The organism is Amycolatopsis sp. FDAARGOS 1241, assembly GCF_016889705.1.
GTDB lineage: Bacteria > Actinomycetota > Actinomycetes > Mycobacteriales > Pseudonocardiaceae > Amycolatopsis.
This window is the reverse complement of record NZ_CP069526.1, coordinates 8,289,640-8,301,640: the sequence shown is the minus strand read 5'-3', so window position 1 is coordinate 8,301,640 and position 12,001 is coordinate 8,289,640. Positions and strand designations below refer to the sequence as shown.

The 12,001-nt window shown below is 71.7% G+C and carries 13 protein-coding genes; 9 read left to right on the top strand and 4 right to left on the bottom strand.

The window, feature by feature from the left end:
- Nucleotides 1-135: 135 nt before the first annotated feature.
- Nucleotides 136-876: an SDR family NAD(P)-dependent oxidoreductase gene (locus I6J71_RS40255; protein WP_204091645.1), complete on the bottom strand. Its 741-nt coding sequence runs from the start codon at nt 874-876 to the stop codon at nt 136-138.
- A 92-nt stretch (nt 877-968) separates the two neighbouring features.
- On the opposite strand from I6J71_RS40255, the gene I6J71_RS40250 reads away from it, so the two are divergent.
- Nucleotides 969-1,628 (top strand): TetR/AcrR family transcriptional regulator, encoded by a 660-nt coding sequence (locus I6J71_RS40250; protein WP_204091644.1) that lies wholly within the window; start codon nt 969-971, stop codon nt 1,626-1,628.
- Nucleotides 1,629-1,635: 7 nt separating this feature from the next.
- Here I6J71_RS40250 and I6J71_RS40245 read toward each other — a convergent pair whose 3' ends face one another.
- A complete protein-coding gene (locus I6J71_RS40245; protein WP_304503257.1) occupies nt 1,636-1,950 on the bottom strand; it encodes a WhiB family transcriptional regulator in 315 nt (104 codons plus the stop codon).
- A 230-nt stretch (nt 1,951-2,180) separates the two neighbouring features.
- On the opposite strand from I6J71_RS40245, the gene I6J71_RS40240 reads away from it, so the two are divergent.
- From I6J71_RS40240 to I6J71_RS40220, 5 genes are all read left to right on the top strand, one after another.
- On the top strand, nt 2,181-3,083 hold the full coding sequence (locus I6J71_RS40240) for a MerR family transcriptional regulator (RefSeq protein WP_204091643.1): 903 nt from the start codon (nt 2,181-2,183) through the stop codon (nt 3,081-3,083).
- Between the two features lie 9 nt (nt 3,084-3,092).
- Nucleotides 3,093-4,037: a hypothetical protein gene (locus tag I6J71_RS40235; RefSeq protein WP_204091642.1), complete on the top strand. Its 945-nt coding sequence runs from the start codon at nt 3,093-3,095 to the stop codon at nt 4,035-4,037.
- A 132-nt stretch (nt 4,038-4,169) separates the two neighbouring features.
- Entirely contained in the window at nt 4,170-4,766 is a 597-nt protein-coding gene (locus I6J71_RS40230) for a response regulator transcription factor (protein ID WP_020662719.1), read from the top strand.
- A gap of 392 nt (nt 4,767-5,158) precedes the next feature.
- Nucleotides 5,159-5,731 (top strand): sigma-70 family RNA polymerase sigma factor, encoded by a 573-nt coding sequence (locus I6J71_RS40225; RefSeq protein WP_204091641.1) that lies wholly within the window; start codon nt 5,159-5,161, stop codon nt 5,729-5,731.
- On the top strand, nt 5,732-6,730 hold the full coding sequence (locus I6J71_RS40220) for an anti-sigma-D factor RsdA (protein WP_370542043.1): 999 nt from the start codon (nt 5,732-5,734) through the stop codon (nt 6,728-6,730).
- A gap of 98 nt (nt 6,731-6,828) precedes the next feature.
- Here I6J71_RS40220 and I6J71_RS40215 read toward each other — a convergent pair whose 3' ends face one another.
- Nucleotides 6,829-7,224 (bottom strand): DUF5319 domain-containing protein, encoded by a 396-nt coding sequence (locus tag I6J71_RS40215; RefSeq protein ID WP_204091640.1) that lies wholly within the window; start codon nt 7,222-7,224, stop codon nt 6,829-6,831.
- 128 nt (nt 7,225-7,352) lie between these two features.
- On the opposite strand from I6J71_RS40215, the gene guaB reads away from it, so the two are divergent.
- Nucleotides 7,353-8,864 (top strand): IMP dehydrogenase, encoded by a 1,512-nt coding sequence (guaB, locus tag I6J71_RS40210; protein ID WP_204091639.1) that lies wholly within the window; start codon nt 7,353-7,355, stop codon nt 8,862-8,864.
- Nucleotides 8,865-8,990: 126 nt separating this feature from the next.
- A complete protein-coding gene (locus I6J71_RS40205) occupies nt 8,991-9,479 on the top strand; it encodes a hypothetical protein (protein ID WP_204091638.1) in 489 nt (162 codons plus the stop codon).
- Here the strand turns inward: I6J71_RS40205 and I6J71_RS40200 are convergent.
- Nucleotides 9,382-10,659, bottom strand: a complete 1,278-nt coding sequence (locus I6J71_RS40200; protein ID WP_239154187.1) for an MFS transporter — start codon at nt 10,657-10,659, stop codon at nt 9,382-9,384. The genes I6J71_RS40205 and I6J71_RS40200 overlap by 98 nt on opposite strands.
- 183 nt (nt 10,660-10,842) lie before the next feature.
- Between I6J71_RS40200 and I6J71_RS40195 the strand changes: the two genes are divergently transcribed.
- Nucleotides 10,843-11,982, top strand: a complete 1,140-nt coding sequence (locus I6J71_RS40195; protein WP_204091637.1) for a GuaB3 family IMP dehydrogenase-related protein — start codon at nt 10,843-10,845, stop codon at nt 11,980-11,982.
- Nucleotides 11,983-12,001 lie beyond the last annotated feature (19 nt).

Genomic DNA, 12,001 nt, shown 5'->3' with positions numbered 1-12,001 from the left:
CACAACTTCGGAACGCTGTGGACAACCCCTCTCGCCAGCCGATTTTGTCGATGCCGGCGAGTAGAACGGGAGGGGGCGGCCCCTCCATGAGGCGGGGAGTTTCTGTCTCGCGGGGAACTGCCCGAGAGCACTGGGTCAGGCCGTGAATCCGCCGTCCACCGTGATCGCACTACCTGTCAGGTACCGGCCGTCCGGGCCCGCCACGTGGGCCACCGTCGCGGCTACGTCGGCGGCTTCCGCGTAGTGGCCCAGGGCGATGTGCGGCAGCTGGCCGGCCGCGCCCGGCCCGTCGGCGGGGTTCATGTCCGTGTCCGTGGAACCGGGGTGGACGACGGTGGCGGTGATGCCGCGCGGGCCGAGGTCCCGCGCCAGGCCCCGCGTCAGGCCGACCAGGGCGGCCTTGGTCGCGGAGTACAGGGTCACGCCCGGGAACGGCACGCGTTCGGCCAGGTCGCTGCCGATCGAGATCACGCGGCCGCCGCGGGGGAGGTGGCGCAGGGCGGCCTGGGTGGCGACCACGACGGCCCGCAGGTTGACCGCCAGCATGTGGTCCACCTCGTCCACCGAGAGCGATTCGAAGGGCGTCGCCGTCATCACGCCGGCGTTGTTGACGAGGACGTCGAGCCCGCCGAGCTCGAAGGCCACGCGGTCGACTGCCGACGAAACCGCGCCGGCGTCCGCCGCGTCGGCCTGCAGGGCGAGGCCGCGCCGGCCGAGGGCCTCGACCTCCTTGACCACGGTCGCGGCCCTCTCCGCCGCACGTTCGTAGGTGATCGCGACGTCGGCGCCGTCCGCGGCCAGCCGCTTTGCGATCGCCGCGCCGATGCCACGGCTGCCGCCCGTCACGAGCGCGACCTTGCCGTCGAGGTTGCCCATCAGGGCTCCTTTCTGTATCGATGACTACATAAAAGCTGGCGTACGATCGCCTCGTCAAGTTTTTCTGTATCGCTCGCTAAGGAAGGTGGCCGATGTCACCGCGCGGCCGGCCCCGGGCGTTCGATCGCGAACGCGCGCTCACCGCGGCCATGTTCGTGTTCTGGGAGCGCGGTTACGAAGGCGCGTCGCTCGCCGACCTGACCGGCGCGATGGGCATCAACCCACCCAGCCTGTACGCGGCCTTCGGCAGCAAAGAAGCCCTGTTCCGCGAGGCCGTCGAGCAGTACAGCGCCACGTACGGCAGCCATACGGCCCGTGCGCTCGCCGAGGAGCCGACGGCCCGCGCGGCCATCGAAGCGATGCTGCGCGACAACGCCCGCGTGTACGTCGAATCCGCGCACCCCTCGGGCTGCATGGTCGTCCTCGCCGCCACGAACTGCGCGCCCGCCAACCGGTCCGTGCGCGAGCACCTCGGCGAGGCTCGCGATCTCGTCCGGGAGCTGATCCGCACGCGCCTGCGCCGCGGCCTCGAAGCCGGCGAACTGCCCGAGGGCACGGACGTCGACGCGCTCGGCGGCTTCTTCTCGACCGTCCTGTTCGGCCTGTCCGTGCAGGCCCGTGACGGCGCCGGCCTGCCCGAGCTCACGGCGGTCATCGACGCCGCGCTCGCTTCGTGGCCCGGAAAGCCCGAAAACCCCGAAAACGACACCGGGGCGGTGTCCACATCGGACACCGCCCCGGCAAAGTCGTGACAACCGCTCAGGTCATGCTCAGTGCTCGCTTGTCCTGCTTGATCAGGTTCTCGCGCTCGGATTCCGACAGGCCGCCCCAGATCCCGTAGGGCTCGTGCACGGCCAGCGCGTGCCGGCGGCACATGTCCAGCACCGGGCAGGCCAGGCAGACCGCCTTGGCCCTGGCCTCGCGACGTGCCCTCGCCGGCCCCCGCTCGCCGTCCGGGTGAAAGAACGCCGCACTGTCCATCCCCCGGCACGACCCCTCCAGCTGCCAGTCCCACATGTCCGCATTGGGGCCGGGGAGCCTGCGCGTGTCTGCCATCCTGACCGCCTCCGTCATCCGGTCGATGCCATTAGCTGCTCTGCTGTGGTGCCGATACTCCATTCGGTGCAACGGCGGTAACGTTAGAAGCGCGCCAAAGGTTGTTCAAGAGCTTCGGGACGATTCAGCCGTTAGGCATCCCCCGGATTGGTGAGCAGGGGTTTTGGCTCCGGTTGCCGTCACCGTCGAGGCCCTGGATATTGGGCCGGGTGGGATCCGGAACGCGTGAAGGAGAACCCACCCTGCCGGTGGCCTCGGTCGCTCGCCGGCTCGGGGTCGCCCCGTCGACCCTGCGAACCTGGGACCGCCGCTACGGCCTCGGCCCCAGCCGGCACACCGACGGCCGCCACCGCCGCTACGGCAGCTCCGACATCGACCGCCTCGAACTCATGCAACGCGCCCTGCTGCGCGGCGCCTCGACCGCCGAAGCCGCCCGTTACGCGCTCGAACAGCTGCCGCGCACGGACGGCGAGCCACGCGTTGAAGAACCCGCCGCGCCGCCGGAGCCCGCGCCGGACGACGGGGAGGTCCCGACCCGCCTGGCGCGCCGGCTGAGCACGGCCGCGCTGGCCATGGACGTCGGTGCCGTCCAGCGCATGCTCGCCGAAGCGCTCGCCGAACTGGGCGTGCTCCCGGCCTGGTCCGGCGTGATCGAACCCGTGCTCACGGCGCTCGGCGCGCGCTGGCGCGGCGTCAGCGCCGGTGCCGAGGTCGAGTACCTGCTCGCCGAGTGCGTGTACGCGGCGCTCGTGCGCTCGACGCCCGTGCTCGACGTGCCCCGTAACCTGCGGCCCGTACTGGTCGCCTGCGTACCGGATGAACGCGACACCATGCCCGTCTACGCACTGACCGCCGCGCTGGCGGGCCGCCGGATCGGGGCGCAGCTGTTCGGTGTCCCGCTGCCGGCGGAGGTGCTGGCGGTTGCGGTGCGGCGCAGCGCGCCCGCCGCCGTCGTGCTGTGGGCCCACCGCCGCGCGGGTGCGGACCCGCGGCTGTTCGCGCGCGTGTCCCGCGGTCGTCAGCGCAGCCGCCTGTTCGCGTGCGGGCCCGGCTGGGATCCCGCCGTGCTGCCCGGCAAGGTGGAGCTGCTCGCCGACCTGCCCGCCGCCGCCGACCGCGTCGAGCACGTTCTTGTCGGAGCGGGACGCTAAAAAGGTCCCATGCAGGAGTCCACGCTCGCCGAGCTCGCGTTCGGTGACCTCATCCCACCGCCGGAGCCGGTCACGGCGCCACGCTGGGCACCGCCGCGGCAGCGGCTGTTGGCTGCGATCGTGCTTGGCGGCCAGGGCCGTTATGCCGCCGCGACCACGGCACTGGCCGGCCTGCGCCGCGGCGGCGACCCCGTGCCGGCCTCGCTGGCGGCCAGCACGCTCGCGTCCCACCGCCGCCAGCTCGGCGGTCACGTCGCGGCCCGCGCACTCGACGGCGCGGCCCTGTCCATGCTCGCGAACCCTGCGGAAGGCCCGACCCGCACCGGTCCGCCCGGCGTCGATGCCCAGGTCGGCGTGGAAACGCCCAAGCTCCTCCCGGGCGACGATCCCGACGGCACCGCCGATCCCGACGGCCTCGACGCCACCGGCGCCCGGGCCGACGCCCTCCTCGGCCTCGCCGCCGACAACCTCGCCCTCGGCCGCCTCGCCGCCGCGCGCCGGTTCGCCGCCCGGGCGGCCCAGGCCGACGACCGGTGGCGCGCGACCGTCCGCGGCGGCTGGGTCGGCGCAGAGATCGAACTGGCCGCCGGCCGGCCGCGCGAGGCCGTGGCGCCCGCGCGGCGAGCTGTGGAAGCGGCTCGCGCCCGCGGCTCGCGCCGGCACATCGTGAAATCCGACATCGTGCTCGGAGTGGCGCTCGCGACCGCCGGTGATCCGGCGGAACGGGCCTGGGCTATCGATGTCGTCACAAATGCCGCCATCGACGCCGAGAAATACGAACTAAATTCACTTATTTGGGTGGCGACGCGTGTCGCGGCCGATCTGGGGGCTGGACACGCCGAGAAGTATCGATTCAGAAGCCGCGAAGTGTTGCACGCAGTGTTACGACGCGCAGATCCTTGCGTGATGCGGATCGCACTTGAATCGCCGTGGGTACCCACGGGGCCGGGTTGAGCCTCCTGGAAACCGCCGTTCCGGCATCCGGGCTAAGAAACTTCAAAAAAAGCCACCGGATCGTGTCAAGGTTCGGGCTAAAGCGTCCGATAGGGGAAGTGGAATGTCACCCGGCTGCAGGAAGGAAACCCCGTGACGACGGTCTTGATCTGCGACGACCGACGCAGTGTCCGCGAAGGGCTCACCCGTGTGATGTCCGCGGTCCCAGGGGTCAGTCGCATCGACTGTGTAGCACACGGTGACGAGCTGCTGGCCCGGTACACCCGTCAGCCGGTCGACGTCGTGCTGGTCGGGACGCAGCGAGCGGTCCCGACGGGCGTCGAAGCCACTCGCCGGCTCGTCTCCGCGAACCCCCAGGCGAACGTCATCGTCTTCGGCGCGCCCGACGACGCCGGCAGCATCGCCGCCGCCATCGCCGGCGGCGCCCGCGGCTACCTGCGCTGGGACGCGTCGCGGCCCGAGCTCGTCGCCGCGCTCGCCCACACCCTCGCCAGCACCTCGGTGCCGGCTCCGCGCCAGCCGTCCGACCCGGGTGTGCAGCTCACCGAGCGCGAGCTGCAGGTGCTGCGCGGCATGAGCCAGGGCAAGAGCAACGGTCAGATCGGCCGCGAGCTGTACCTGTCCGAGGACACCGTGAAGACGCACGCGCGCCGGCTGTTCCGCAAGCTCGGCGTCCGCGACCGCGCCCAGGCCGTCGCCCACGGCTTCCGCCGCGGACTGGTGTCCTGAACCTTTTCCGAACCTCCGAAAGCACGTTTCACGCTCCGCGTGACAGGTTGTCCGATCTGACGCCACGGTGACGACGGGCCAGGGTTCCGCCCTGGCCCGTACCTGTGTCACCGGTCACGTTCGTCACCTTCGTCCCCGCCGCTCGGGCACGCAGCAGAAGGCGCCGGCCGCCCGCGGAGCGATCCGTACCCCGCTGGTCAGCCGGTCGTTGAACTTTTGGCGAGTTCACGCGTCCTTGAAGGTGGAGCAACCGCGGCATGCCGGAGGCCACCTCTGGCGGTTGTCGGCGAAGTAGCCGACGGTACGGTAACTGTCACCGGCGGGCGGGGGCACGATGACCACGCGCCGGATTCTTTGCACGCCTACACGTAACACTGGGACTGTTGTCTGCGATGGCCAATGTGGGGGACGGATTGGATGAGCCGGTCGCCGCTGCTGTGGAGGGAGACCCCCAGGCAGTCGATCGGCTGCTGGCGGCCATCCGCCCCCTGGTAGTGCGGTATTGCCGCGCTCGAGTTGGCAGGCAGGAGCGTTCGTTCGCTTCGGCAGACGATGTTGCGCAGGAGGTGTGTCTCGCGGTGCTCACGGCATTGCCTTCGTACCGTGAACAAGGCCGCCCGTTCCTGGCTTTCGTCTACGGAATCGCCCAGCACAAGGTCGCCGACGCGCACCGCGCGGCGGCCCGCAACCGTGCGGAACCGGTCGCCGAGGTCCCCGACGAGGTCGAGGGCGGTGTCGGTCCCGAACAGCGCGCGCTGCAGGGTGAGCTGAACGAGCGGATGGCTCAGCTGTTGCAGGTGCTCCCGGACAAGCAGCGCGAGATCGTCGTGCTGCGGGTCGTGGTCGGGCTCTCGGCGGAGGAGACCGCCGAGGCTGTGGGGTCGACTCCGGGCGCGGTCCGGGTGGCCCAGCACCGGGCGCTTGCGCGCTTGCGTAAGGTGCTCGCCGCCGAGGAGGTGATCTGAGTGAGCGATCACGACGACGATCGTGACCTGTCGCCGAACGCGTTCGCGAGCGGCATGACCGCCTTCGAGGCGGAGGCCGACGGTGACCTCACGGCCATCCAGGCCGACGACGCGCTGCTCGACGCACTCGGCGGCACCGACCCGGCGATCGCCGACGGCCTCGGCGACCAGGAGCTCAACGCCCTGCTGCTCGCGTGGCGCCGCGACATCGACAGCGAGCCGCTCGCCGAGCTCGTCGACGTCGACACCGCCGTGACCACGGTCAAAACCGCCTCGCTCGCCCGCAAGCGCTCGGGCCGCAGCCGCCGGCGCCGCATCCTGGTGCCGGTCGCCGCCGCGTGCGCGGCCGCCGCCATCGCCTTCACCGGCACCGGCCTTGCCGCGCGCGACGCGCAGCCCGGCGACACCCTCTGGGGCCTCACGAAGGTCCTCTACGCCGACCACGCCCGCTCGGTCGAAGCCGCCGCTGCGGCGAAGCTCGACCTCGAGAAGGCGAACCTCGCGCTGGCCGACAACCGCCTCGCCGACGCCCGCAAGGCGCTCGACGACGCGCAGGCCGCCCTGAACCAGGTCACCGACGACGAGAACCGCGACCAGCTGATCGAGCAGCACCGCCAGCTCGCCGCGCAGCTCGGCAGCCCGACGTCACCGACCACGGGCCAGACCCCGTCGAACAACCCGTCGACGCCCCCGCCGGCCAGCAACCCGGGCAACAACCCGGCGTCGCAGCAGGCCTCGGGCCAGCCGACGTCCCTGCCCGGTACGGGCTCCGGCAGCACCAGCCAGCCGGATACGACGACCGTGGTGCTGCCGCCCCCACCGCCGCCGGACACGACGAGCGCCACCTCGCCGCCGCCCACCACGCCCACCGACGCCACGGGCAACGATCCGGGCAGCGGCAGCAGCGGCAACAGCCCCCGCAACGAATCCAACGAATCCGCGGAAAGCGGCGGCGTCAGCGGCAGCGGCAGCCAGAACATCTCGCCGTCGAACCCCTAGCTCGGCAGAACGCCCCGGCCCGCCGCCGGGGCGTTTTCTCGTTCCGCACGAAAAACGGCCCCGGTGATGGCTCTCACCAGGGCCGTTCGCTCGCAGAACTAGTACGCGCTCTCGTTCGCCGTGACACCGTCGGCGAAGCCGCGGCAGTAGTCCCAGCTCACGTAGTCGCCGGGGTTCGGGTCGAACGCCGGCTCGTGGGGGCGCATGCGCCCGTCCGACAGCAACTGCTCCAGACTCGCGCGCAGCAGGTGCCAATCGTGGTAGTGGGGTTCGTCGCATTCGCCGCAGTCGACGACGATGCCGCGCACCCCACGGGGTTCGAGAAGGGCCTGGTAGACCGCCAGGTCGGAGAGGTCGGCCAGCAGTTCTGTGCGTTCGTCCGAGCTGATGGGCTCGTCCAGCTGGTCTTCGGGGTCGAGGAAGGCCCGGGCCGGATCGTCCGGGTCGTCCGCGAAGGGGTCGGGAGGCAACACGTCGTGCGGCACGGCCTGCACGGTACCCGCACTGTGGCGCCCGTCCCCACCCACCCGGGTCAGGGGCGGACCCCGGATATCATGAGGGGAAGGCTCAGCCAGCCCCCGGCCACACCGCTCACCCCAGCCAGGAAGGCCCTTCGCCCGCTATGACCAGCGAAAGCATCACCGCCCCCGTGCCCAGCAAGTTCGCGATGCTCGGCCTGACCTTCGACGACGTGCTGCTGCTGCCTGCCGAATCCGACGTGGTGCCGAGCGGGGTCGACACCAGCACGAAGCTCACGCGCAACATCACGCTCAACGTGCCGCTGGTCTCCGCCGCGATGGACACCGTCACCGAGGCGCGCATGGCAATCGCCATGGCCCGCCAGGGCGGCATCGGCGTGCTGCAGCGCAACCTGCCGATCGACGAGCAGGCCGCCGCCGTCGAGGTGGTGAAGCGGTCCGAAGCCGGCATGGTCACCGACCCCGTCACCTGCGCGCCCGACGACACCCTCGCCGAGGTCGACGCGCTGTGCGCCCGCTTCCGCATCTCCGGCGTCCCGGTCACCGACGCGTCCGGCGCGCTCGTGGGCATCATCACCAACCGCGACATGCGGTTCGAGGTGGACCACACCCGCCTGGTCAGCGAGGTCATGACGAAGGCGCCGCTGATCACCGCGCAGGTCGGCGTCACGGCCGACGCCGCGCTGGGCCTGTTGCGCCGGCACAAGATCGAGAAGCTGCCGATCGTCGACGGCGCGGGCAAGCTGCGCGGCCTGATCACGGTCAAGGACTTCGTGAAGACCGAGCAGTACCCCAAGTCGACCAAGGACACCGACGGCCGCCTCATCGTCGGCGCGGCCGTGGGCGTCGGCGCCGACGGGTACAAGCGGGCCATGGCGCTGGCCGAGGCGGGCGTCGACGTGCTCATGGTCGACACCGCGCACGGCCACTCGCGCGCCGTCGTCGAGACGGTGAAGCTGCTGAAGAAGGAGCTCGGCGACGCCGTCGACATCGTGGGCGGCAACGTCGCCACGCGCGCGGGCGCGCAGGCGCTGGTCGACGCCGGGGTCGACGGCGTGAAGGTCGGCGTCGGGCCGGGCTCGATCTGCACCACGCGCATCGTCGCGGGCGTCGGCGTGCCGCAGATCTCCGCGATCTACGAGGCCGACCAGGCCTGCCGCCCGGCCGGTGTCCCGGTGATCGGCGACGGCGGCATCCAGTACTCCGGTGACATCGCGAAGGCCATCGCGGCCGGCGCCTCCACGGTGATGCTCGGCAGCCTGCTCGCCGGTACCGCCGAGTCGCCCGGAGACCTGATCCTCGTGAACGGCAAACAGTTCAAGGTGTACCGCGGCATGGGCTCGCTGGGCGCCATGCAGTCGCGCGGCCAGGGCAAGTCGTACTCCAAGGACCGCTACGCGCAGGACGACGTGCTCAACGAGGACAAGCTCGTCCCCGAGGGCATCGAAGGCCGCATCCCGTTCCGCGGCCCGCTCGCCAACGTCGTGCACCAGCTCGTCGGCGGCCTGCGCGCGGGCATGGGCTACGCGGGGGCCGAGACGATCGCGCAGATGCAGGAAGCGCAGCTCGTCCGCATCACGGCGGCCGGTCTCAAGGAGAGCCACCCGCACGACATCACGATGACCGTCGAGGCGCCGAACTACACCACGCGGTAGTCCCGCCCTTCCGCACGCGGCCGCCGCTGAATCCGTGCTGCACACGTCTTCCGCGGCGGCTGCGTCTTCGGTCAGCCGGGCATTTGTTCCGTCGCGGCGGCGGCGCGGATGCGGCTGAGTGGTGCGGTGAAAACGGATCGCCTCGCCGAGCTGTTCGTGGTCGTCGTCGGGTTCGCCGTCCCGGCGGCCGTCGGCGCGGGAGTGGCGGTGGAGCTGACCGGGCCGGCCCACGTGGAAGCGGCCCAGGTCGTGAGCTGCCGTGAGGTGAGCGACGCCGCCGACCCGGTGACCCGCTACGTCGTGAGCTTCCTGACCACCGCTGGGGAAGACGTCGAGGTGTCCAGTTCGGACCCCGAGCTCGACTCCGGCGTCGGGACGGCCGTGGAGCTCACGCGGGCCGGCACCGTGCGCGAGGTCCGCCGCGGGTGCCGAGGTCATCGGCTGCGCACGTCGTCGCTGATCGGACCCGTCTGGGGCGGCCTGATCGGCGTCGTCGTGCTCGGGTACGCGGGCTGGCTCATGGCCCGGGGCGGGAAGCGGGTGCTGCCGCTGTCGATCGCGGTCGGCGTGCTGTCCGCGATCGCGGGGGCCGTGGCGGGCGCGACGTTGTTCTGACCTGCCACAGCAGCACGGGCGTGAGCAGCAGCAACACCCCCGCGAGCCCGATCGCTTCCCGTGTGCCCAGCCACGCGCCGAGCACGCCCCACCCGAGGATCAGCGCGGCCCGGGTCCCGCCCGTCGTGATGCCCCACGCGGTGAGCACGCGGGCGGCGCGCGAGGTCTCCGTCTCCTGCAGCCGGTATGTCGCCGACACCGGGTTGAAGATGCCGATGGTCAGGATCAGCCCGAACTCGACGAGCATCACGAACCCCAGCCCGAACGCCCCGTGCGGCGTGAACGCCAGCAGCACGGGCCAGCACGCGCGGCCCGTCCCGAACCACAGCAGCACGCGCTCGGCGCTGAGCCGCGCCGTGACGCGGCGCGAGAGCCGTGAACCGAGCAGCCCGCCGAGGCACGGGACGCCGAACGCGAGGCCGTACTCGAGTGGCGAGAACCCCAGCTCCCGCAGCAGGAGCACGGCGAGCAGCGGCGCCGTCGCCATGATCAGGCCGTTCACGAGCGCGGTGTTGAAGAACAGCGCGGCCAGGCGCCGGTGGCCGAGGATGTAGCGCCAGCCGTCGAGGATATCGATGGTCCGGACCTTCTCCGGGCGCGCGGCCGGCTGCGCTTCGGGCGTGCGGATCGAGCCGATGGCGAGAGCGGAGAGCAGGTAGCTCACGCCGTCGATCAGCACCGTCGTGACGGGACCGAACACGCCGATCAGCGCGCCGCCGGACGGCGGGCCGACCGCGGTGGCCGTCCATTGCGTCGTCTCGAAGCGGGCGTTGGCGGCCAGCAGGTCCTCGCCGGTCGCGATCCCCTTGAGGTAGGCGCCGCTGCCCGCTGTGAACACGATGTCCGCGGCGGCCACGGCCACCGACACCGCCAGCAGGTGCCCGAAGGTGAGCCCGTCCAGCCAGTACCCGAGCGGCAGCGTGAGCAGTACGAGGAACCGCACGGCGTCCATCGCGACCAGCACCGGGCGCTTGCGCCGGAACTCGAGCCACGGCCCGAGCGGTACCGCGATCAGCGAGCCCACCGCCAGCCCTGCCGCCGCGAGCACCGAGACCTGCGTGGTGGTGCTGTGGAGCACCGTCACGGCGATGAACGGGAACGCGTCGAGCGCGAGCCATGTGCCCGCGGCGCTCGTCGCGTACGCGACCCAAAGCCTTCGGAAGTCCTGCCCCAGTGCCACTCGTGCTCCCCCTGTCGTCGATCGGAGGAATCCAACAGCGGCCGGCGAGCGGGTGGCAAACAACCGCGTGGGGCGTTTCACAACCTCCGGTTGTCAGTGCACGAAAGGGGCCCCGTGCGTTCGTCACCCGCGCGGACTAGCGACAATGGACGGTGTTGTCGTCGGTGCGAGAAGGGACATCACGTGCGGGATCTGGTCGAGATCGGGATGGGTCGCACCGCGCGGCGGGCGTACGACCTCGATGACGTGGAGATCGTCCCGTCGCGGCGCACGCGGTCGTCGTCGGTGGTGTCGACCGCGTGGCAGATCGACGCCTATCGCTTCGACCTGCCGCTGGTCACGCACCCGACCGACGCGATCGTGTCGCCGGGCACGGCCGTCGCGATCGGCGAGCTCGGCGGGCTGGGCGTGCTCAACGCCGAGGGCCTGTGGGCGCGCCACGCGAACGTCGAGGACGCCATCTTCAAGCTCGTCCGCGCTGCGGAGGACGCCGACGACCCGACGGCCGTCGTCCGCGAGCTGCAGGAGCTGCACGCCGCGCCGATCCGGCTCGACCTGCTCACCGAGGCGATCAAGACCGTCCGCGAGTCGGGCGTCACGGTCGCCGCGCGCGTGAGCCCGCAGCACGCCGCCGAGCTCACGCCCGACCTGCTGGCCGCGGGCGTCGAGATCCTCGTGGTTCAGGGCACCATCATCTCGGCCGAACACGTGCGGCGCGACGCGGAACCGCTCAACCTCAAGGAGTTCATCGGGCGCCTCGACGTGCCCGTGATCGCCGGCGGCGTGAGCGACTACCGCACGGCCATGCACCTCATGCGCACCGGCGCCGCGGGCGTGATCGTCGGCCACGGCTACACCGCGGGCGTGACCAGCACCGACCGTGTGCTCGGCATCGGCGTCCCCATGGCCACCGCGATCGTCGACGCGGCCGCCGCCCGCCGCGACTACCTGGACGAAACGGGCGGGCGCTACGTCCACGTCCTCGCCGACGGCGGCATGACCACCTCGGGCGACATCGCCAAGGCCATCGCCTGCGGCGCCGACGCCGTGGTGCTCGGCGCGCCGCTGGCGACCGCCTCGGACGCCCCCGGCCAGGGCCTGTACTGGACCGCCGCCGCGGCGCACCCGTCGCTGCCGCGCTCGCGCGTGGTCGCCGGCCCGGACTCGGACTACGCCGTGGACCTGAAGACGCTCCTCTTCGGCCCGTCCTCGGATGCCGAGGGCGTGGTGAACCTCTTCGGCGCGCTGCGCCGCGCAATGGCGAAGACGGGCTACTCGGACCTGAAGGAGTTCCAGCGGGTGGGGCTGACGGTTCGCCGCTGACGTCCTGCCGCCGAAGCTC